20 protein-coding genes are annotated in these 21,872 nt (G+C 62.8%); 4 read left to right on the top strand and 16 right to left on the bottom strand.

What is annotated here, in order from left to right:
• On the bottom strand, positions 1-474 hold the full coding sequence (locus tag BANT918_RS11350) for a twin-arginine translocase TatA/TatE family subunit (RefSeq protein WP_101620336.1): 474 nt from the start codon (positions 472-474) through the stop codon (positions 1-3).
• Between the two features lie 131 nt (positions 475-605).
• Here BANT918_RS11350 and BANT918_RS11345 point away from each other — a divergent pair, with 131 nt between their 5' ends.
• A complete protein-coding gene (locus BANT918_RS11345; protein ID WP_101620335.1) occupies positions 606-938 on the top strand; it encodes an MGMT family protein in 333 nt (110 codons plus the stop codon).
• A 12-nt stretch (positions 939-950) separates the two neighbouring features.
• Positions 951-1,613 carry an O-methyltransferase gene (locus BANT918_RS11340; RefSeq protein ID WP_233429323.1) on the top strand — a complete coding sequence of 221 codons (663 nt, stop codon included), beginning with the start codon at positions 951-953 and terminating at the stop codon, positions 1,611-1,613.
• 123 nt (positions 1,614-1,736) lie between these two features.
• Here BANT918_RS11340 and BANT918_RS11335 read toward each other — a convergent pair whose 3' ends face one another.
• The 6 genes from BANT918_RS11335 to dapE form a co-directional block, all read right to left on the bottom strand.
• Positions 1,737-1,907: a DUF3117 domain-containing protein gene (locus BANT918_RS11335; RefSeq protein WP_101572516.1), complete on the bottom strand. Its 171-nt coding sequence runs from the start codon at positions 1,905-1,907 to the stop codon at positions 1,737-1,739.
• 131 nt (positions 1,908-2,038) lie between these two features.
• Positions 2,039-3,274 carry a hypothetical protein gene (locus BANT918_RS11330; RefSeq protein ID WP_101620334.1) on the bottom strand — a complete coding sequence of 412 codons (1,236 nt, stop codon included), beginning with the start codon at positions 3,272-3,274 and terminating at the stop codon, positions 2,039-2,041.
• Positions 3,271-3,540: a DivIVA domain-containing protein gene (locus BANT918_RS11325; protein ID WP_101620333.1), complete on the bottom strand. Its 270-nt coding sequence runs from the start codon at positions 3,538-3,540 to the stop codon at positions 3,271-3,273. Before BANT918_RS11325 ends, BANT918_RS11330 begins: the two co-directional genes overlap by 4 nt.
• 31 nt (positions 3,541-3,571) lie before the next feature.
• A complete protein-coding gene (folP, locus tag BANT918_RS11320; RefSeq protein ID WP_208618090.1) occupies positions 3,572-4,471 on the bottom strand; it encodes a dihydropteroate synthase in 900 nt (299 codons plus the stop codon).
• On the bottom strand, positions 4,468-5,244 hold the full coding sequence (locus tag BANT918_RS11315; protein ID WP_101620464.1) for a TIGR00730 family Rossman fold protein: 777 nt from the start codon (positions 5,242-5,244) through the stop codon (positions 4,468-4,470). The genes folP and BANT918_RS11315 overlap by 4 nt, the downstream gene beginning before the upstream one ends.
• A 50-nt stretch (positions 5,245-5,294) precedes the next feature.
• Complete coding sequence (gene dapE / locus BANT918_RS11310; protein WP_101620332.1) at positions 5,295-6,461, bottom strand: succinyl-diaminopimelate desuccinylase; 1,167 nt, start codon at positions 6,459-6,461, stop codon at positions 5,295-5,297.
• Between the two features lie 43 nt (positions 6,462-6,504).
• Between dapE and dapD the strand changes: the two genes are divergently transcribed.
• Positions 6,505-7,449 carry a 2,3,4,5-tetrahydropyridine-2,6-dicarboxylate N-succinyltransferase gene (gene dapD / locus BANT918_RS11305; RefSeq protein WP_101620331.1) on the top strand — a complete coding sequence of 315 codons (945 nt, stop codon included), beginning with the start codon at positions 6,505-6,507 and terminating at the stop codon, positions 7,447-7,449.
• A gap of 296 nt (positions 7,450-7,745) precedes the next feature.
• On the opposite strand, the gene BANT918_RS11300 is transcribed toward dapD, so the two are convergent.
• From BANT918_RS11300 to fdxA, 3 genes are all read right to left on the bottom strand, one after another.
• Complete coding sequence (locus BANT918_RS11300; RefSeq protein ID WP_101620330.1) at positions 7,746-9,029, bottom strand: citrate synthase; 1,284 nt, start codon at positions 9,027-9,029, stop codon at positions 7,746-7,748.
• Positions 9,030-9,233: 204 nt separating this feature from the next.
• Positions 9,234-10,355 (bottom strand): succinyldiaminopimelate transaminase, encoded by a 1,122-nt coding sequence (gene dapC, locus BANT918_RS11295; protein WP_101620329.1) that lies wholly within the window; start codon positions 10,353-10,355, stop codon positions 9,234-9,236.
• 3 nt (positions 10,356-10,358) lie between these two features.
• Positions 10,359-10,682, bottom strand: a complete 324-nt coding sequence (fdxA, locus tag BANT918_RS11290) for a ferredoxin (protein WP_101620328.1) — start codon at positions 10,680-10,682, stop codon at positions 10,359-10,361.
• Positions 10,683-10,882: 200 nt separating this feature from the next.
• Here fdxA and BANT918_RS11285 point away from each other — a divergent pair, with 200 nt between their 5' ends.
• Positions 10,883-11,956 carry a GNAT family N-acetyltransferase gene (locus BANT918_RS11285; RefSeq protein ID WP_101620327.1) on the top strand — a complete coding sequence of 358 codons (1,074 nt, stop codon included), beginning with the start codon at positions 10,883-10,885 and terminating at the stop codon, positions 11,954-11,956.
• 57 nt (positions 11,957-12,013) lie between these two features.
• Here BANT918_RS11285 and BANT918_RS11280 read toward each other — a convergent pair whose 3' ends face one another.
• From BANT918_RS11280 to BANT918_RS11255, 6 genes are all read right to left on the bottom strand, one after another.
• The gene (locus BANT918_RS11280) at positions 12,014-13,771 is read right to left on the bottom strand and encodes a VanW family protein (protein WP_101620326.1); all 1,758 of its coding nucleotides are present in this window, start codon (positions 13,769-13,771) and stop codon (positions 12,014-12,016) included.
• A 13-nt stretch (positions 13,772-13,784) separates the two neighbouring features.
• Entirely contained in the window at positions 13,785-15,116 is a 1,332-nt protein-coding gene (locus tag BANT918_RS11275) for a PIG-L family deacetylase (RefSeq protein WP_101620325.1), read from the bottom strand.
• 40 nt (positions 15,117-15,156) lie between these two features.
• On the bottom strand, positions 15,157-17,067 hold the full coding sequence (gene typA, locus BANT918_RS11270; protein WP_101620324.1) for a translational GTPase TypA: 1,911 nt from the start codon (positions 17,065-17,067) through the stop codon (positions 15,157-15,159).
• A gap of 227 nt (positions 17,068-17,294) precedes the next feature.
• The gene (locus BANT918_RS11265; protein WP_101620323.1) at positions 17,295-19,223 is read right to left on the bottom strand and encodes an ABC transporter ATP-binding protein; all 1,929 of its coding nucleotides are present in this window, start codon (positions 19,221-19,223) and stop codon (positions 17,295-17,297) included.
• Positions 19,223-20,254 carry an ABC transporter permease gene (locus BANT918_RS11260; RefSeq protein WP_101620322.1) on the bottom strand — a complete coding sequence of 344 codons (1,032 nt, stop codon included), beginning with the start codon at positions 20,252-20,254 and terminating at the stop codon, positions 19,223-19,225. The genes BANT918_RS11265 and BANT918_RS11260 overlap by 1 nt, the downstream gene beginning before the upstream one ends.
• Positions 20,251-21,795, bottom strand: a complete 1,545-nt coding sequence (locus BANT918_RS11255; protein ID WP_101620321.1) for an ABC transporter permease — start codon at positions 21,793-21,795, stop codon at positions 20,251-20,253. Before BANT918_RS11255 ends, BANT918_RS11260 begins: the two co-directional genes overlap by 4 nt.
• Positions 21,796-21,872: the final 77 nt, after the last annotated feature.

Below are 21,872 nucleotides of genomic sequence, written 5' to 3'. Positions count from 1 at the left end.
TCAGGTCGCCTCGGTGTCAAAGGGAGCGGTGATGGAGCGGTCACGCATGACGGCCTGAGCCTGGAAGCGTTCGATTGGCGAGAGGGTCTGTGGGCGAGACTTCGCAGCTGCGGTCCCAGCAGCGTCCGGGGAACTTTCGGAACCTGCGTCGATCGCCGGAGCGGGCTGATCGCTGGCCACCGTCGGCTGTTCCCGAAGCTTGGACTCGCGGATGGCTGAGTCCTCTTCGACGAGCGCCTCGCGCACGATTCGGCGTGGATCATACTGACGTGGATCCAGCTTCTGCCAATCGACGTCCTTGAAGTCATCCCCGAAGTCACGACGCACGCTGTCCTTCGCGCCCTCAGCCATGCGACGCATCTGGCGCACGAGTTCACGCAGCTTCTGCGCGTATTCGGGCAGGCGTTTGGGCCCGATGACGACAAGAGCCACTACCACCAGGATCAACATCTCGGTGCCGTTGATACCCAACATGAGAACAAGTCTACCGTGCACCGCAGTAAGCTCGACTCACGGTCAGCACAGGATCGCTTACACACCGCAGGCCGGTTCGGACACCTGAGTGTCGAGGGCGGGGCAGCAGAGCACAGAAGGGAATTGAGCGCATGGACGAGGTGGTGGTGGAACGAGTGCTGCGCATCGTCGAACTCGTGCCCACGGGCCACGTGGTCAATTACGGAACCGTCGGACTGGTCGCCTCCTGTTCGCCACGCTACGTCGGACGGGTGATGAAGGAATTCGGTTCCAACGTCACCTGGTGGAGGGTCGTCAACGCCGCGGGGGTGCTGCCGGAGGCTCTGCTGCCCACCGCTCGCGGGCGCTGGGACGACGAGGGCACCCCGCACACGCATGAGAAGGTGAGCAGGTCGGCCTTCATCGACATCGATGATCTCGAGGAGCTGTGGCGAACCCACGGAATCGACCCCGGGAGCAGTTAGACTGAGAACCAAATGTCAGCCGAAAGCGAGGGTCGATTGTCACGCGAGAATGCAGGTGATCTCACCTTCTCCGAACAGTACAACGGGCCCGACCCGCTCCTGGATGCCGCACGGGCCCTCTCACACGAAAACGGTCTGGCCCCGGTGTCGCAGACGACGGCGTCGACGCTGACCCTTCTGGCCCGGCTGCTCACCCCTGTGGCCGCGGTCGAAGTCGGCACAGGGGCAGGCACCTCGACATTGGCGCTGCTGCGGGGAATGCCCAAAGCGGGGATCTTGACTTCGATCGACACGAATTCCACAGCTCAGGGCGCCGCCCGTGACCTCATCGACATGGCAGGAATCCGACACAGCCGTCTGCGCCTGATGAGCGGACGCGCCGAAGACGTCCTCCTCCGCCTGGCACCGGGCGCCTATGACATGGTGTTCATCGACTCGGAGCCGACGAACCTCGAACGCATGATCGAGCCTGCACTTCGTCTGCTCGACGCGCACGGGCTCCTCGTCATCCACCAGACCTTGCTCAAGGGCGGTGTGGCCGATCCCGTTGACCGTTCGCCCCGGACACAGGCGGCACGTGGACTGCTCAACCGTCTGGCCGAACAGGAGCGCCTCGAACGCGTCCTGCTGCCCATCGGCCAGGGCCTGCTGATGGTGCAGAAGACACTGCGCTGAACTGTCGCCCGAGGCTGAACGGTCCGACACGGCTGTGAATGCAAAAACAGCAGAGACTCTGCGAAGTCTCTGCTGTTCGTTTTGCTGAGCTGATCGCTCAGCTGGGGAAGGGTGCTGTGCTGATCACTGACCCAAGGTCTCGGCCAAGGTGTCACGCAGATCTGTGGCTTCATCTCTGCTGAGTTCGATCACCAGACGGCCTCCGCCCTCGACTGGAAGCCGCATCACCATGTCTCGACCTTCTTTGGTCACTTCCAGAGGTCCGTCGCCGGTGCGGGGTTTCTGGGCTGCCATGTGGGCTCTTCCTTCCGTTGATCCTGCAAAGACGGTTCACGCTCGATGGACCGAATGTTGTACCTATGATTATTCCATGATCCGGTCAAGGACGGGTAACTCGACCGAATTCCGACATCTGGTCAGGGCCTTCAGGGCGGCAGATCTGCCGGTGGGGTGAAATGCCACAGGTAGGCGACCCACACGATCTGGAGCAGGATGAATGCGCATAGCACCGCCGCCCTGTACCCACGAGAGCGGACCAGCGACAGGGTCAGCGCCATCGGGAACAGCGGCAGCAGAAGCCGCAGCGTCGAGGTCTGCGGAGTGAAGAAGATGAGCAGGTAGACACCGTAGGCCAAACAGAAGTACTGCATGGTTCTGCCCATCCTCGCCCCCGCCGGCGAGAAGATCAGCGCCAGCATTCCCGCGATGACGACGAAGAGGAGCACCGGGCCCAGCGGACCGATGAGGCTGTTGGCCTGAGCCAGCCACTGCACCAGGTAAGTCGACTCCCCCGTATGCCATGCAGCCTCGGTGTCCGTGTACGCAGTCACCGACCCCGTCGTCAACCACGCGTGAGCGGGGTGGAGGAGGGCCGCGACGCACGAGAGCACACCCAAGGTCCAGGATCGGACCACCTCGGCGGCGGGATACGCATCCTGCCTGCGGTGAGCGAATCGGTCGATGAGGTGCAGCAGCATGAAGAAGGAGAAGGCGACACCGATGGGGCGGGACAGATCCATCAGGAACACGACAGGGATCGCGCTCAGGTAGCGTCGTTCGACGACGAGGAAAAGCGCGGTGGCCTGCAGGAGGAGCGTCAGGGACTCCGCATACCCGGTGGAGAAGATGGCTGCCGGAGGAAAGAACATGACGAGAGCCAGACCCGTCAGAGCCTGCCCCGGGTCGGTGTATTTGCGAAACAGCGCCAGGATGACGATGGCGGCGAGCCCGGCCGCGACCGTCGAGACGATTGGTGAGATCACCTCGTAGCTCAAGCCGGTCACGCTCGAAAGGTTGCCGACCACGGCCGGATGCAGCGGGTAGAACGCCCATTGGTTCTCCGTCACTGCTCCCGTCTCGTTGACCGGCAGGATGCTCGGATAGCCCTCCTTCGCGACTCGGCCGTACCAGCCGCCGTCCCAGAAGTTGAGGAAGTCGTTGAGGGTGGTGGTGACCGGGCTTGAGGACCAGTTCGCCGGATCCTGGCGTTTGAGGACAGCAGCGAAGATCGAGATGCTCACGACTCGTGAGACGAAGTAGACGGCGATGGCCTGGACCCACACGGGCAGGGTGAGGAACAGGGTGCTCAACCGAGACAAGCGGGAGGAGCTGAAGACTTCGGAGGCGAGGGTGATTCCGGGGAGGTCGTGGGCTCTGCTCATTGCTGCCCGCGTGCGGCTTCCAGCTCGAGGATGCGGGTGCGCAGAACTCTCACCGCATCGTCGACGTCTTCCATACGGTAGCCCCGCAGCGCGGGCCGGAAAGAGAGTCCGTCGAGATCCTCCGGCGTGAAGTCGTGAGCCAGGGGCAGCCACGCTGCCTCGGTCTCCTCGGCGGATTCGGCGGAGAAGACGTTGAATGTTGCCGCCAGCACGATCACGAGCACGAAGATCGCCGCGGCCACTCCGATCACAATCCACAATGGCATAACGTCATTTTCTCACAGTGGGCTCGTCTGCTCAGCGCAGGCCGCGCACGGTGTGTTTGGGAACCGCATCTCCGGTGATCGCCAGGGTCACATCAATGGCGTCTGCCGTGGCGCGAACGTCGTGGGTGCGGATCATCGCGGCACCCTCGGCCACGGCCAGCGCGGTGGCAGCGATCGTTCCGTGCAGACGCTGCGCCGGTTCCACGCCGCCGATGGCCTCGCCGACGAAGTCCTTGCGGGAGATGGCCAGGAGCACCCGGAATCGGGTTTCGGTGAACCGCTGAAGTTCGCGCAGCAGCCGCAGTGACTGATAGGTGTTCTTTCCGAAGTCCGGCGTCGGATCGATGATGATCTTCTCAGCCGCGACACCGGCATCCAGTGCGGCTTCGGCCAGCCCGATCACTCCGGCCAGGGTCCGGTCGACGACCTCACCGGCGGTCAGACCGTACCGGTTGCGGTGGGCATCGGTGCGTGGAGACAGACCGCCCGTATGTGAGCAGACGATGCCCACGCCATTCGTCGCCGCGACGGACGCGAGCTCGGGATCGACACCGGCCCAGGTGTCGTTGAGCAGTCCCGCACCCGCGGCGCAGGCCGCCTGAGCAACCTCGTGTCGCCAGGTGTCGACGCTGATGAGCACGTTGGGGTGGCTGTGAGCGACGGCTTCGATGACGGGGCAGACACGGTCGATCTCCTCGGCGATGGATATCTCCCGGCCACGACCGGCCCGCACTCCTCCGATGTCGACGATATGCGCACCTTCCTGCGCGGCGGTTTCGACGGCGTCGATGGCTTCCTCGGCGGTGGACGCGGATTCGTAGAACGAGTCCGTGGTCCGGTTGATCACGGCCATGATGGCAGGATTGCCCGGCCGGGCCAGCGCCAAGTCGAAGCCGCCGAGGTGAGGGCTCGGTTCCGCTGCGTCCCTCACTGTCCGGCTCCGTCGATCGCGGTGCCGATGATGTCGACGACTTCGTCGATGTCGTCCGTCAGGGTGAACAGGTTCATGTCTCTGTCGTTGATGGTGCCTTCGGCCACCAGGGTCGTGGTCATCCAGTCGATGAGGCCCTGCCAGTAGGCGACGCCGAAGAGCACGATCGGGAAGGAGGTGACCTTGCCGGTCTGGACCATGGTGAAGGCTTCGAAGAGTTCGTCGAGGGTGCCGAAGCCGCCGGGCATGACGACGAAGCCCCGTGAGTATTTGAGGAACATCGTCTTGCGAACGAAGAAGTAGCGGAAGTTCACGCCGAGTTCGACGTGGTCGTTGAGGCCGGATTCGAAGGGCAGTTCGATGCCGAGGCCGATCGAGACTCCCCCGGCCTCCCGAGCACCTAGATTGCCGGCTTCCATGATGCCTGGTCCGCCACCGGTGATGATCGCGTTACCGCGGGCGGCGATGCGCCGAGAGATCTCGCGGGCATCCTGATAGGCCTGCGTGTCTGCACTCAGCCGGGCTGAGCCGAAGATCGACACGGCCGGTCCGATCTCTGCCAGGGATCCGAAGCCCTCGACGAATTCGGATTGGATCCGCAGCACCCGCCAGGGGTCCTCGTGGACCCAGTCGGAGGTTCCACGGGATTCGAGCAGGCGCTGGTCCGTGGTCGTCGTCGGCACCTGAGAGCCGCGCAGACGCAGCGGGCCCTTGCTGTAGAACGCCGCATCTATGGGCGCGGAGTCGTCGCCGGGAGATTCGCCTGTGACCAGATCGCCGGTAGTTGGCTCACCGGTGGACGGAGAGTGCTCGCTCACGGGCCTCAACGCCCTTCGAGGTAGTCGCGCAGCGTCCGGCTGGCCTCTTCGACCTCGGTGACGGCGACGTGCTCATCGGACTTGTGGGCGTACAGGGGATTGCCGGGCCCGAAGTTCACGGCGGGAACTCCCAGTGCGCTGAACCGCGAGACATCGGTCCATCCCAGCTTCGGTGCAGGTGAGACGCCAAGGGTGTCGATGAAATCCTGAGCGATCGCGCGATCGAGGCCGGGTCTGGCACCTTCAGCCGCGTCCGTGACGACGACGTCGAAGCCGGTGAAGAACTCGCGCAGGAAGCCCTCTGCCTCGGCCGCGGACTTGTTCGGGGCGAAACGGTAGTTCACGGCAACCGTGCAGGCATCGGGAACGACGTTGCCCGCGACTCCCCCGGAGATCGACACGGCGGACAGGGACTCACGGTAGTCGAGTCCGTCGACGTTCACGGTTCCGGTTTCGTGTTCGGCCAGGCGCCCCAGCACCTTTGCAGCGGCATGGATTGCGTTGACTCCCATGAAGGCACGAGCCGAATGAGCGCGGACCCCGGTCGTAGACACGTTGACCCTGATGGTGCCGTTGCAGCCGCCCTCGACGGAAGCGTTCGAAGGTTCACCGAGAATAGCGAAATCACCGCCCAGCCAGTCGGGATGGTTGCGGGTGACCCGGCCGAGTCCGTTGAGGGAGGCGTCGACCTCCTCGTGGTCGTAGAAGACCCAGCTGACGTCACGGTTCGGTTCGCGCAGATTCGCGGCGGTGACCAGTGCCATCGCGACCCCGGCCTTCATATCACAGGCGCCCCTGCCCCAGATGACTTCGTCGTCGGTGTAGTCGCCGCCGGCGAGGTGTGTGCGTCGAGGCGGCAGGTTGTTCTCCACGGGAACCGTGTCCAGGTGGCCGGCGACGACGATCCGTTCGGAATGACCCACCCGTGTGCGGGCCACGATGGTGTCGCCGTCGCGCAGAACCTCCAGTTCCGGACCGGGTCCGGCACCGATACGCTCCAGCACCTCGGCGACGGCATCGGTGATCGTTGTCTCATTGCCGGACACCGATTCGATGGCACACAGGCGACCCGTGAGCTCGGCCGGGTCATTGAGAGCCTCGAACAGGTAGTCGGCCAGGTCACCGGTGGGAGTGAAAACGGATTCGGTCTCAGCAGATGGATCGACAGTCATACCGCTTAGCCTAGTACTGCCGCCACCGACTAGTCTTGGTGGCATGACAGAACGCATAGTTTCCGCACGTGGCTTGGCCACCCTGCACAATGACTCCGTCCTCACCACCTGGTACCCCACCCTGAGCACGGGAGAGACCCCGGACGCCGCCGAGGCAACCGCCGCCTCCCGCGCGAACACCGACGGGCTCGATGGGCTCGTGGGCGCCGACGAAGCCCGAGGCACCCGGACCGAGGTCGTGACCACGACGATCGACCTCGACGTCGGTCCCGCTTCGGCGGCCGACGCCTACCTGCGTCTGCACGCACTGTCTCATCGTGTGGCTGCTCCCAATGACATCAACCTCGACGGGATCTTCGGCCACCTCGCGAACATCGTATGGACCTCCGCGGGGGCCTGCTCTCCGGAGGACTTCGAGGCCACCCGCGCGAAGCTGTTGGCCAACGGCCCCGTCGCCGTCTACGGCCTCGACAAGTTCCCGCGCATGACCGACTTCGTCATTCCCTCCGGTGTGCGCATCGCCGATGCGGATCGCGTCCGCCTCGGGGCACACCTGGCCTCCGGCACGACCGTCATGCATGAGGGCTTCGTCAACTTCAATGCCGGCACGCTGGGATCAGCCATGGTCGAGGGACGCATCTCCCAGGGCGTCGTCGTCGGCGACGGCTCCGACATCGGCGGCGGTGCCTCGATCATGGGCACCCTTTCCGGCGGCGGCACGCACCGCATCTCGATCGGCAACGGCAGCCTCCTAGGTGCGAACTCCGGCGTGGGCATCTCCATCGGAGACGACTGCATCGTCGAAGCCGGACTATACATCACCGCCGGCACTCGCGTCACCGTTCCAGGTGAGGACGAGACGGTCGTGAAGGCCTCCGAACTCAGCGGTCAGAACAACATCCTGTTCCGCCGCAATTCCGTGACCGGCGCTGTCGAGGCGATCTCACGCTCGTCCAAGGGCATCGAGCTCAACCCCGACCTGCACTGAGCATCACTTCAACTCGCTCAGGCTCAGTTCGCTGAGGACACTCTGAAGCGACACCGACGAGGGCGCGTCCGCGAAAGTGGGCGCGCCCTCGTCGTGCCTCAGCCTCAGCATGTCTCAGCGCCCAACAGCCCCCGGATGGTTCGCTGGAACGAGCGGCCCAGGCCGACTTGACAATACGTCCTACACTCAGCTGCTCATCACCGTCTTGCAACGGTTTGAAGCAGTGCTGAGTGTAGGACGTATTTGAAGCGTGGAGGACTGAACACCGGCGGTGTCTGTGAGCACCGGCCGTGAGATCAGCGGTCGTTCATGTCCTTGTAGTCGCGCGAGTAGGCACCCGTGTAGATCTGGCGCGGACGGCCGATCTTGGTCTCCGGGTCGTTGATCATCTCGCGCCACTGGGCGATCCAACCCGGCAGACGGCCGACGGCGAAGAGCACCGTGAACATGTTCGTCGGGAACCCCAGCGCCTTGTAGATCAGGCCCGTGTAGAAGTCCACGTTCGGGTAGAGCTTGCGTTCGACGAAGTAGTCATCGGCCAGAGCGATCTCTTCGAGCTTCTGGGCCACCTCGAGCAGCGGGTCGCCTCCGGAGCGAGCCAGGACCTCGTCGGCGGTCTTCTTGATGATCTTCGCGCGAGGGTCATAGTTCTTGTACACACGGTGACCGAAGCCCATGAGACGAACGCCGTCTTCCTTGTTCTTCACGCGTTCCATGAACTTCTCCGGACCGTCGTCGGAGGCCGAGATCTCCTGCAGCATCTTAAGCACGGCAGAGTTCGCGCCGCCGTGCAACGGCCCGGCCAGAGCGTTGACGCCAGCTGAGATCGACTGGAACAGGTTGGCCTGCGATGAGCCCACGAGTCGAACAGTCGAGGTCGAGCAGTTCTGCTCGTGGTCGGCATGGAGGATGAAGAGCTGGTCCATGGCTTTGACGGCCAACGGGTCCGGCTCGTACTCCTCTGCGGGAACACCGAAGTTCACCCGCAGGAAGTTCTCCACGAGGCTCAGGGAGTTGTCCGGATGAATGACCGGAAGCCCCATGTTCTTGCGATGGGCCAGGGCCGCGATCGTCGGCATCTTCGCAAGCAGGCGGAATGTAGAAGTGTCAACCTGACCTTCGTCAAAGACGTCGAGGTCATCTTGGTAGAAAGTCGACAAAGCCGCGACCGCAGCTGCCACCATGGGCATCGGGTGCGCGTCATAGGGGAAGGCCCGGAAGAAGCGACGCAGATCCTCGTGGACGATGGTGTGTCCGCGCAGCCGACCGTCGAATGCGTCGAACTGCTCCTGAGTGGGAAGTTCTCCGTGAATGAGCAGGTAGCTGACCTCAACGAAGTTGGAATGCTCGGCGAGCTGCTCGATGGGATAGCCGCGATACTGCAGAACTCCTGCGTCACCATCGATATAGGTGATGGCCGAGGAACTTGATGCCGTATTGGCGAACCCTGGGTCATAGGTCACCGCACCGGTGTCTTTCAGCAGGGAGCCGATGCGATATCCGTTGTTGCCCGCGGAAGGAGTCACCTCGGGCAACGTCAGTTCCGTGTCCCCGACCTGCAGACTCGCATCCGATGGCATATGTTCTCCTCAGCCTCAACCCACCTCAAGAACTTCCTGAGGCATCTTGCACAATTCCCTCAAAGACTACCGATAACTGTAAGAATCAGAAAATCACAGCCACGTACACGAACTGGTCGGTAACCTGCCTGAACTGGCCGTACAGAGGGCTCTCTGGGGCTTATTCGGATACTCACGTGACCAGCCCTGTGGCCGTCGAACGCCTCAGCCGGCTGCCCTGTGCAAGCGCTGCGCGGCCGCGCCGATGCGCTCATCGCTTGCTGTCAGCGCGATGCGCACATGCTCAGTGGCAGCATCACCATAGAATTCGCCGGGACCGGCGATGATGCCGAGGTCTGCCAAGTCCGACAGCGAGTCCCAGCAGTTGACGTTCGCGCTCGACCACAGATACAGCCCGGCGCTCGAGTGATCGATGCGGAATCCGTAGGCTTCGAGTCCGCTGCGCAGCAGGTCCCGACGTGCCCGGTAGCGTTCCTTCTGCTCAACAACGTGAGCAGTGTCTCGCAGACCGGCGACCATCGCCGCCTGAACTGGAAACGGCATGATCATGCCGGCGTGCTTGCGCGACTTGGTGAGATCGCCGATGAGCTGGCTGTCTCCGGTCACGAAGGCCGCACGGTACCCGGCGAGGTTGGACTGCTTCGACATCGAATACACGCTGAGCACACCGCTGTGATCGCCCCCAGTGGCGTTGAGAATGCTCGGGGCCGGTGACTCGGATTCCCAGTTGAGCAGTCCGTAGCATTCGTCGGAGGCAAGAACGACTCCGGCGCTGCGCGTACGGCGGACAACCTCGGCGAGGGTGTCGGTGTCGAGCACCTCGCCCGTGGGATTGCCCGGGGTGTTGATCCACAGCAGACCGATCCCGTCGAGGGGGGCACCGGCGGCCACGTCTGCCGCGTCGAGGCGACGGCAATTGACACCGGCGATGGTGGCACCCATCTCGTAGGTCGGGTAGGCCGCCGAGGGGCAGGCCACGTCCAAACCCGCCTGGCGCAGCCCCAGCAGGGTGGGCAGCCATGCGACCAGTTCCTTCGAACCGATCGTGGGCAGCACCTCGGCTGCGGGGTCGAGCGTGACCCCATGCCAGTTCCGGTACCACCAGGCGATGGCCTCTCGCAGCTCATCCGTTCCCGCCGTCGTCGGGTAGCCATGGGCATCACTGGCGGCTGCCAACGCAGACTGGATGACCTGTGGAGTGGGATCGACCGGTGTGCCGATGGACAGGTCACAGGCACCGTCGGAATGCTCTGCGGCACGGTTGCGAAACTCGGTGAGTCGATCCCATGGATAGTCGGGCAGGTTGAGGCCGAAGCGAGAGGACATGGCTCAGTCGTGCTGCTGCAGGGGCAGGGCAGCGATGATCGGGTGGTCCAGGCCGGTGTTGCCCAACTTCGCGGCGCCACCGGGTGACCCGAGCTCATCGAAGAATTCGACGTTGGCCTTGTAGTACTCCGACCATTCCTCCGGAGTGTCGTCTTCGTAGAAGATCGCCTCCACAGGGCAGACCGGCTCACAGGCACCGCAGTCGACGCATTCGTCTGGGTGGATGTAGAGGCTGCGCTCACCTTCATAGATGCAGTCGACCGGACATTCGTCGATGCAGGCCTTGTCCTTCAGATCGACACAAGGCTGGGCAATGATGTACGTCACGAGTTCGACTCCTATCAAGACTCAACGAGATTGCACGTATACAGCCTAAGACTACGCCTACTGGCACAGCAGGGTCCCATCGGGTCGACGTGATCCTGCTTTCACATTCGTGTCCCCCGTCACGCCTGCAGCGGCTGCGATACACCCTGGATTAGGCTGGAGGTGCAAGAACTCTAAGACGTTTCGGCGGAAGGCGACAAGTGGACGATCTGCAGCCCGGCAAAAGAGTGGTCGTGCGGTATTCGCTCGAGCCCGGTGATACGCACTCGACCTCGGATGCCCTCGGCGTCGTCAACAGCGCAGACGAATCATCGGTGGAGATCGGGACCAAGCGCGGTCCGATTCGGATCACCCGAGAGCAGATCATGCTCGTCCACGAAGTTCCACCAGCACCGACCAAATCGGGTCGCACCCACGAGATCGTCTCCGCCGTCGACCTGCGCAGGATTTCGGCCGCGGCATGGCTGCCGCAGGACATCTCCTGGCTGCACATGGAGAATCTGCGCAACGAGAGCGTCGAAGATGCCAATGACATCGGCCTGCTGCAGAAGGGTTGGCTGCTGCGCAGCTCCGAATCGGTGACCAGACGCGCCAACAGCTGCCTGCCCGTCACGGACACCGGAATGGACTGGGAACAGAGCCTCGATGCGGTCGAGGCCTGGTACTCAGCACGGGAGAAGCCAAGCTGCATCCAGATCTATTCGAGCGAGGATTCCAGTTCACTGGCCCCGGCGTGCGAAGGTCTGGCACCACTGCTTTCGGCCCGCGGCTATTCCCCGTCCGAACCGGTCTTCCTGCTGGCCGGTTCCACCGCCGAGGCGGCTGCTGGAGCGGCGCATCCCGGTGATGCGGCCGCACCCGGGCTGTCGATCGACGTCAGCGAAGAGCCGAGCCCCATGCACTATGCGGCCTGGACGAGTGAGCGCGATCCGGGCTCGGATGCGGCATTCCGTGGGCTCATCGAAGCCTCAGATCCGTGTGAGTTCGTCACGGCCTTCGCCGATCGTCCGGACGGCAGTCGGTCGATGGTGGCCAGTGCCCGGATCGTCGAACGCAGCAAATGGGGCGTGTTGACGAATCTCGTCACCCGTCCCGATCTGCGCCGGCGGGGGGCCGGCCGTTCCGTGGCCAGGGCTGCTGCAGCCCTGCTGTCGCAGCGAGGAGTCCGCTCCTACCTCGTTGATGTGGAGGCGAGCAATGAAGCCTCACTGAACCTCTTCACCTCACTTGGTGCCACAGTCCGTCACCGGTCCTGGTTCGCCAGCCGCGGCTGAAGTTCGTCAGCGCCCCAAGTTCATCAGCGGCTCAGAGGCCTCAGCGATTGACGCGGATCAGTCCTTGCACTCAACCTTGTTCACCGGACGATAGACGGTGACGAATGAGTCCTTCGACGTCTTACCCGACTCGATGTCCTCTATCGTCCGCGTGATCTTGATCGACCATCCCTGCTTTGGAGACTGAGGCCTGCACTCGGGACCCGAATCGGTCATGGATCCGGGCGAACTGTATTTGTACCGGTCCGAGGAGTCCGAGTCGACCTTGAGCTTCTTGTCACCGAAGACCTTTGCGTGGACCTCTCCGCCGGATAGGTACATGTCGAGGACGATCGGCTGCTTCGATGTGTTCGTGAACTTCATGTCGATCGTCGCCCAGTCCAGTGTGGCTTCCCGGCCCTCCGGGTAACGGGAGATGTAGCGCGAATGCGCCTGGTGTTCGTCGAGGTCGAAGCCGGCGAAGTAGGCGGCGTTGAACAGTGTCGTCGACACCTGGGAGACTCCCCCGCCGAAGTCCTCCTTCATCTGGCCATTCGAGATGACTCCTGCAGCCTTGTATCCGTTGGCCGCCGTGCGCTCTCCGATGGCTTCGTTGAGGGAGAACTGCTCCCCTGGCTGAACGACTGTGCCGGAGACCTTCTTCGCAGCGACCTTGAGGTTGGTGTCGCGGTTGGGTTCCGAGGAATAGCCTGTTGAGAATTCGGACATCACGTCGGAGACATCGGCCTTCTTCGCATCTTTCGTGGTGAAGTCCGGCTTCACGGAGTCGAGCGTGACCGTTGGCTTGTCGGTCTCGCCCGTGATGGCGTCGGTGACGGCCTTGGTCAGTTCGTCTTTCTTGATGCCGATTCCCGTTTCGGACTCCACCACCTGCGGCTTGCCGTCCTTGATCGTGAAACTTGCATCTTTGGCGGGCTTGCCCACGTCCTTGTTCGCTGCCAGGACACGTTTCTGCAGGTCCTCCTCGTCGAAGACGGGGGTCAACTTCGAGTCCTTCGGTGCAAATGTCAGGGTCTTCGCGATCGTTGTCGAGCTGATCGTCAGATCGCCGGCATCGACATCCGAGTCGGCGTCCTTCGCAGGTTCCGCCCGTACGCTCAGGTCCTTGCTCACAGCGTCCTTGGCGAATCCGTCGACAACATCCTTCGCCTCAGCGGTGGTGATGTCAGGTTCGACGTCGGTTGCAGTCACCGGCAGCGCGTCCCCGGTTCGCAGCCACGAATCCTCGATGGCTCTGCGCACCTGTCCGGCATCGACGGTCTGACCGCTGGCGCCGTCTTTGATCTCCGGCTTGGCCTTGACGAAGCTGACTTCGGCGTCGACTGGTTCGATCTCGAGGGATTTCGTCACCTTGCCGGTGAATTTCTCGAATGTTTCATTGTCGATGTTGATGACCGGTTCGATTTCGTCATCACCGAAGAGCCGGTCCCAGATGATGGTCGGATCAAGGGTGAATCCGGTGGCCCGGCTGATGGTCGCCGGGATGTCGAAGCTGACGCCCGCCTTTTCGGGGTCGAGTGCGGCGGTGGGCTTTCCCGCCTTGAGCTCGATCTTCTTCCCCGCTTTGTCACCGAGTTCCTCTCGCAGGGTCGCTTCGGCAGCGGTGGTGGATTGGCCGCCGATATCGACGCCGACGACTGTTGTTCCCGGCGTAAGGACACGTCCGGTGAGGAACCCGACCACCAGGTAGATGGCAGCGAGGAGGAGGCAGATGAAGACGGCGATCAGCCACGTTCTCCGCTTCGGAGTCTCCGCAGCATCCCGCGGGCGCCCGCCGGGGTTCGGTGAAGAAGGGGACAGGGTCTGCGTGGGCATGATTCTCCCGGTTCTAACGTGCTGCTTCGGGCCGCCGCACCTTGACGAACGCGAAGATGGCGGCGATGAGCATCGGACCGATCAGCCAGGCCGCTGAACGCAGCGTGCCGGTCACGATGATGTCCGCGCCGGGCAGCCACTTCGGCTGACCGAGGACATAGGAGAGGATGACGATGACGAATGCGGCGATCAGCATCGGTGAGGAGCTCAGATACATCGTTTTGAGGTGCCAGAGTCCACAGGCAGCCAGGAGAAGGGACAGGGCCAGCCCCCAGGGCAGAATGACCGTGGCGCCCGCCAGGTCGAAGACGCTCACGTTGAGGTGCTGCATTGCGCCGAGGAAGCCGATGAGCACAGCCAGCACCACCGCATGGGCAAAGGCGAAGAAGCCAGGCTTCTTCGGTTTGCGACGTCGGCGACGAAGAGGCGAGGCAGCGGCGGCGGTACCCGAGGCCTGCGTTTCGCAGACGTCGATATCGAGGTCAGCGAGCACGTGAGGTGCTGGACCCGAAAGCAGACGTTGGGCGGAGATGGGTGCTCCTGCGCCGATGGAGTAGTACTCGTGGTCGACGATCTTCATGCCGATGCCGTTCGACAGGGCGAAGAAAGCCCCGGACACAGTCACCTGGGTGCGGTGGGCGGCCAAGGCCGCGCGTTTGGCCCCCAGGACCGAAGAGATGTCCTGGGCGACGACGATCTCACTCACGGGTGGTTTGGTCGGGATCGTCTGCGCCGGTGAGAAACCGGATTCGGCAAATCCGGGCTGATCAGCGTCGAACGTTTCGCGGGCCGCCTCGGCGGGGACATCGACGAACAGCAGTCGCCCGATCCTCCAGGCAGCGGCATCGACGGCGACGACGGTGGCCTCATGGACGCGCACATGGTCGGGGTGACCATAGCCCCCGTTGGAGGCGTAGGTGATGACCGCATGCGGGCGGATGTTGTCGATGACGGCGGCGATGTAGCGGGCAACGGTTGAGAGTTCGGCGGCACAGAGAGCATTAGCCGGCATGGTGGAAGCCGCGACAGCGTGGCCATCGGCGCCCCATTCCATGCCGGAGTCTTCGAAGGTGTGGGCATCGCCACCCAGGAACAGGTGTTCACGCACGCCCAGAGCAGCCATCGCCTCGGCGACCTCTGATTCCCGGACGCGGGCGAGGCCGGTCCGATTCCCTTCGAGCCCCTTGAGGTCGGCGGGGATGACCTCGCCGGCCTCGCCTCGTGTGGCGCTCAGGACCGTGACCTGTGCCCCCTCGCCGACTAGCGCGGCGATGGTGCCTCCGGTCGTGATCGTCTCATCGTCGGGATGAGCATGCACGAAGAGGACGCGGGGTACGACGGTCATGGGGTCCTGAGCGCTCGAGGTCATACTACGGTGTGAGAAATCACGCGTTCTGTTTACGCATCTTGGCGTAGGTCTTCGCGCGTTCCTTCGGGTCGAGTTCCAGCTTACGGATGCGCACTGCTCCGGGTGTGACCTCGACGCATTCGTCCTCGCGGGCGAATTCGAGACTTTCCTCGAGGGTCAGCTTGCGCGGCGGGGTCAAGTTCTCGAAGGAGTCTGCCGAGGCCGAACGCATGTTGGTCAGCTTCTTCTCCTTCGTGATGTTGACGTCCATGTCGTCGGCGCGAGAGTTCTCGCCGACAATCTGGCCCGTGTAGACCTCCGAGGTCGGCTGCACGAAGAATGTGCCGCGTTCCTGCAGGTTGATCATCGCGTACGGGGTCACAGAACCTGGACGGTCGGCGACGAGGGATCCGTTGATGCGGAACTCGATGTTGCCGGCCCAGGGGCCATATCCGGCTGAGAAGGAGTTCGCGATGCCGGTGCCGCGCGTCTCCGTGAGGAAGCGCGTGCGGAAGCCGATGAGTCCACGTGCGGGGACGGTGAATTCCATCCGAACCCAGCCGGTGCCGTGATTCGTCATGGTCGACATGGTGCCCTTGCGAGCGGCCAGGAGCTGGGTGACGGCGCCGAGATAGTCTTCGGGAACGTCGATCTGGAGTTCTTCGAAGGGTTCGTGGACCTTGCCGTCAACCTTCTTGGTCACGACCTGTGGTTTGCCCACAGTGAGCTCGAAGCCCTCGCGGCGCATCTGCTCGACGAGAATGGCCAGAGCGAGCTCTCCGCGTCCCTGAACTTCCCAGGCGTCGGGGCGTTCGGTGGGCAGAACCTTGAGCGAGACGTTGCCGACGAGTTCTTGATCAAGTCGATCCTTGACCATGCGAGCGGTGACCTTGGTGCCCTTTTCGCGACCTGCCAGTGGCGAGGTGTTGATGCCCACAGTCATCGAGATTGCAGGATCGTCGATGGTGATCGCCGGCATGGGCTTCGGGTGGTTCAAGTCGGTGAGTGTGTCACCGATCATGATGTCAGGAATACCTGCCACGGCGACGATATCGCCGGCAGACGCCTCGGTGGCCGGGACTCGGTCAAGGCCCTGGGTTTCAAGAAGTTCGGTGATCTTGACTGAGCTGATGTCATCGCCGCGAGCCCAGGCGACCTGCTGGCCCTTGCGCAGGGTGCCACCGAAGATACGCAGCAGAGCAAGACGGCCGAGGAACGGCGAGGCGTCGAGGTTGGTCACGTGAGCCTGGAGAATGTCGTCATCGTTGATCTCCGGAGCCGGAATGGTCTCGAGGATCGTTTTGAACAGTGGCTCCAAGTCCGGGTTGGACGGGGCCTCACCATCGGCAGGCTGCTCGAGAGAGGCGGCACCGACCTTGGCCGCGGCGAAGACGGTGGGCACGTTGAGGACCGAGTCGACGTCGAGATCGGGAACTTCGTCCGCGAGGTCGGAGGCGAGGCCGAGGAGCAGATCCTGGGATTCTTCGACAACTCCGTCGATGCGAGCATCGGCACGGTCGGTCTTATTGATCAGCAGGATGACCGGCAACTTCGCGGCCAGCGCCTTGCGCAGCACGAAGCGGGTCTGGGGAAGAGGTCCCTCGGATGCGTCGACGAGGAGGACGACGCCGTCGACCATGGACAGGCCGCGTTCGACCTCTCCGCCGAAGTCGGCGTGACCCGGCGTGTCGATGACGTTGATGACGATGTGGTCGTCACCGGCAGACGGTCCGTTGTAGAGAACCGAGGTGTTCTTCGCGAGAATGGTGATGCCCTTCTCGCGTTCGAGGTCTCCGGAGTCCATGACGCGTTCAGCAAAATCACCGTGTTCGCTGAATACACCGGTCTGGCGGAGCATGGCATCGACCAAAGTGGTCTTGCCGTGGTCGACGTGGGCGACGATTGCGACGTTGCGGCGGTTTTCCCGACGCGTGATGGCTTCAGTCATCAAGAACCTTATGAGCTAGAGAGATTGGTCCGGTGCGGACCCAACAGACCATTATACGGCCACCCGCCAACCGGAAATGACCGGTGGTAGTCAAAACCGTGGAAGAGGAATGCGAACGTGAATGCATTCGGTGGTCGCAGCGTCGAGTGAGAATCCGCTCGGAAGCGAATCTGACTCCTCCACTGCGACCACCGAATGCCCGTACCGGGCGCTGCCCTGACCCGAAATCAGGCGTTGGCTGTGGCCTCGAGGACGGCGTCCCTGGCTTCACGACGCTTGCGCTGCTCCCGTGGGTCCGGGACCGGGACCGCCGACAGCAGCCGCCGGGTGTAGGGATGAACCGGGCTGGTGACGACCTGCGAGCTCTCCCCGATCTCCACCAGGTAGCCGTGGCGCATCACGGCGATGCGGGAGGCGATGCGTTCGATGACAGCCAGGTCGTGGCTGATGAACAGGCACGCGAACCCATACTCCTGCTGCAGACCTTCGAACAGATCGAGGACCTTCGCCTGGACTGAGACGTCCAGTGCCGAGGTCGGCTCATCGGCGATGAGCAGTTTCGGCCGCAGGGTCAGCGCCCTGGCGATGCCGATCCTCTGTCGCTGACCACCCGAGAGTTCGTGCGGATAGCGGTTACGCATCGATGTGGGCAGCTCGACTGCGGTCAGCAGCTCTTCGACGCTCTTGCTCAGAGCCGGCCCCTTCATCCCCTCGTGGAGATACAGGGGTTCCCCGATTGACTCACCCACGGGCAGGCGCGGGTTGAGCGAGGAGCCCGGGTCCTGAAAGACGATCCCGACTTCCTTGCGCAGGGGCCGCATCGCCTTATTGCTCAGGCCCTTGATGCTCTTGCCGTTGACGACCATGTCGCCTTCGACAGTGGGCAGGAGCCCCAGCGCGGCACGACCGATCGTCGTCTTGCCAGAACCGGATTCACCCACCAACCCCACGACCTCTCCTGGAGCGATCATCAGGTTGATGTGGTGTGCGGCGCGGAACGCCTTCTTCCGTCCGATCGCCGGATACTCGATCGCAGCATCGCGCAGCTGCAGAGCCGAAGGCTTGGAGAAGTCGGCCTGAGACCCGGGGTGGTAGTAGGTCTCCGTAGAGTCCATCCCGATGTCGAAGCTGGGCTGACCGGATTCTGCGATCTCCTTGGCCTCGACCGCCAGGTCGTCGGTCCGATTCGCTCCGCCCTCGGCGACGGTGGCGGATCCGGGAGCCTTGGTCCCGACTGGCGTGCGCCCTCCGTCGGTGTGAGGATTCGGACGACCATCCGAGTCGTGGTCCGAAGAAGGGGAATGAGCCTCGGTGAGCTCAGTCTCGTAGTCCTGTCCCCCGGTCCCTGCGCCCAAGTGCGGCACGGCCTCGAGGAGCTGCTTCGTGTACGGGTGCTGCGGGTTGTAGAAGATCTCTTCCGCATTGCCCGATTCGACGACGCGCCCAGCCTTCATCACGATCATGCGGTCGGCCATATCGGCGACCACACCCATATCGTGGGTGATGAGGATGATGCCGGCGTCGAGCTTCGACTTCAGTTCACGCATGAGCTTGAGGATCTCAGCCTGGACGGTGACGTCGAGGGCGGTGGTCGGCTCGTCGGCGATGAGCAGCTTCGGCTGGCAGGCCAGAGCCTGTGCGATCATGATGCGCTGTCGCTGTCCGCCCGAGAGCTGGTGGGGGAACGAATGGAACCGCTCCTCCGGATCCGGGATCTCGACGAGACGCATGAGTTCCAGAGCCCGCTCTTTGGCCTCGGTGGGACCAACGTCCAGGTGCACGCGCAGAGTCTCCACAATCTGAAAACCTGCCGTGTAGACCGGGTTGAGCGCCGTCATGGGTTCCTGGAAGATGACGGAGATCTCGTTTCCTCGGATCTGCTGCATCTTATCCTGCGACATACCGATGAGTTCGGTACCGCCCATCTTGGCGGAGCCTGTGGCCCGGCCGTTGCTGGGCAGCAGGCCCAGCAACGACATGCTCGACTGCGATTTGCCCGAGCCGGACTCGCCCACGATTGCGAGGACTTCACCCGCGTTGACCGTGTAGTTGAGCTCCTCAGCAGCCATCCACCATTCGTCGCTGACCCAGAAGTTGACGCCCAGGTCCTTGACCTCGAGGATCGGTGTTTTGGGTGTGCTTGTCTTTTCAGTCATCACTTCGCCCCTTTCTGCGTCATGCGCTCGGCCTTCTTCATCTTCCTCCAGCTCGGGATGGTCTTCATTCGGGGGTCGAACGCGTCGCGCAAACCGTCTCCGATGAAGTTCACGCACAGTGCAATGACGATGATGAACAGGCCAGGCCACCAGAACAGCCACGGGCGTGTGGCGAAGGATGTCTGGTATTCGCTGATGAGCTGGCCCAAGGAGATTCCTGGCGGGCTGATGCCGAAGCCGAGGTAGCTCAGTGCGGCTTCGAGCACGATCGCCTGACTCATCACCAGAGTCGTGTTCACGATGATGACGCCCATGGCGTTGGGCAGCATGTGCTTGAACATGATGCGGAAGTCACTGGCTCCGGCCACGCGCGCCGAATCGACGAACTCGCGTTCGCGAAGGGACATGAAGTCACCGCGGACGAGCCGTGCCAGTCCGGTCCAGAGGATGGCACCGAGCGCCAGGCCGAGCAGCGGACCGCTGGCACCCCCGACCAGTTTTCCGAGGATGGAACCGATGACGATGACGGGCAGGATGATGAAGCCGTCTGTGACCCGCATCAGCAGCGAATCGATCCACCCTCGGTAATAGCCGGCCAGTGCTCCGACGACCGTGCCGATGACGAGGCAGACGAGGCCGATGATGATCATGACGATGATCGAGATCTGCGTCCCCTTCATCACTCGGGCGAAGTTGTCCCGACCGATGTTGTCCTGTCCGAAGGGATGGTCCCCAGGCGAGAAGAAGTTCGAGAACGACCATGTCGGCGCGCCTCCCGGATTGACGATCGCTCCCGAAGCGGTGTGGTTGTAAATCCACCATCCTGGGATCGGGCCGAACCCCACCGAGCTGAACGCGAAGAGCGCGACGAAGGCGAAGACGCCGATGCTGATCATCGCACCCTTGTGGCGAAGGAACTTCCGGAAGACGATTTTGCCTTGCGACAGACCTTCTGTTTCCTTGGCTTCGATCGCGTTGTCCCCGACGTCGTCGAGGGCGAGAGCAGTCTGATTGTCGTTGTCGGTACTCATGCGTTCACTCGAATTCTGGGGTCGAGGACAGCGTAGAGGAAGTCCGCGACCAGGTTGGCGATGATGGCGAGCAGGCCGGTGATAAGGATGTAGGCCATGATCGGATCGAGTTCGGACTGCCTCATCGAATCGATGAAGAGCTTGCCCATGCCGTTCCAGCCGAAGATCGTCTCCGTGATCACGGCCCCACCGATCATGGTGATGATGTCGACAGGGATGATCGATGCCAACGGCAGCAGCGCATTGCGCAGAGCGTGGCGCATGACGACGGTCCGCTCGTTGAGCCCCTTGGCCCGAGCCGTGCGAATGTAGTCCTGGCCCATGACCTCGAGCATCGAACCGCGCGTGTAGCGCGTGTAGGAGGCGAAGGAGATGAGGATCAGGGCGATCGACGGGAGCAGGAGATGGGTGAATGTGTCGAGGCTCGTGATCCAGAAATCACCGTCGATATTGGGTGTCGACGCACCGATCGTCGCGATCGGACGATTGTTGATCGCGGCGAGGTTCGAATAGTCGGCCCAGCCCTGCAACACGCGGTCGGCGAAGATGATGACGGCGATGATCACACCGGTGAAGAAGGTCGTCCGCGCAGTGTCCCAGGGATCGGGTCCGCGGAACGCAAGACCCACAGCGACGGACACGCCGATCGTCACAACGAGGAGTCCGAACATCCACAGCCAATTCATCTCCTGGTAGTAGAAGAGGTACCGGAGAGGCATGTAGATCAAAGCTCCGATGACAGCGATCGTCAGCGTGGCGTAGAGCACGCGCTTGTTCTTCAGTCCTGTCGACAGGAAGGTCATGACAATTGCGGCGCCTGCACCCATAACGATGACACCGATGATGCCGATGCTCGGCTGCTGCAGCCAACCACTGGCGAGGATGTAGTACACCGTCGCGAAGGTGATTGCCGTGGCGGCGAGGAAGGTGATGAGTCTGCGTTTTCCACCACCGCCCAAGGCACCCATCCAGAACAGCCCCATGGCCATGCACACGATGATGACCGGCAACCAGCTGCTCAGCGTCGGGTCGTTGATGAAGTTGTTGATCTCGATGGCGCCGTACTGTTTGAGCAGAACTGCAACCCAGAACACGGGCAGCGAATAGAGCAGGAATGAAACGAAGGTGATGAAGTAGTCGAAGCCGGAGTACTGGCGAATCGCCGAGACCATGCCGACGGCGATGCCGAGGATGATCGCCACAATTGTCGAGGCGGTGATGAGCTTGACCGTGTTGACGATCGCTCCCTGCAGCTGCGAGGTGACCTCTTGGCCGGACTTCCACGCGACGCCGAAGTCACATTGCCCGACCACGCAGCCGCCCACGCCAGCCAGCCACTTGAAGTAGCGCACGATCGCGGGGGTGTCGAGGTCGAGGAGCTTGCGGCGAGATTCGTAGAGTGCCGCGATATTGGGCGAGGTGCTCGAGCGCAGATCCCAGAAGAAGTCGAGGGCGACGTTGAGCAGGAGGTAGAGGACGAAGGTCACGACCAACAGCACGAGTACTGTCGAGAGGAGTCGTCTGAGAATGAATCTTGTCATGGAGTGTCCGTTTCAGTCTTCCGAAAACGCGGCTGTGGGGACCACACAGTGATCCCCACAGCCGTTGGGGGGTGAAG

It is taken from the genome of Brevibacterium antiquum CNRZ 918 (genome assembly GCF_900169145.1).
In the GTDB taxonomy this organism is placed as follows: domain Bacteria; phylum Actinomycetota; class Actinomycetes; order Actinomycetales; family Brevibacteriaceae; genus Brevibacterium; species Brevibacterium koreense.
The sequence above is the reverse complement of the archived record's forward strand: the minus strand, read 5'-3'. Positions and strand labels throughout refer to the sequence as shown.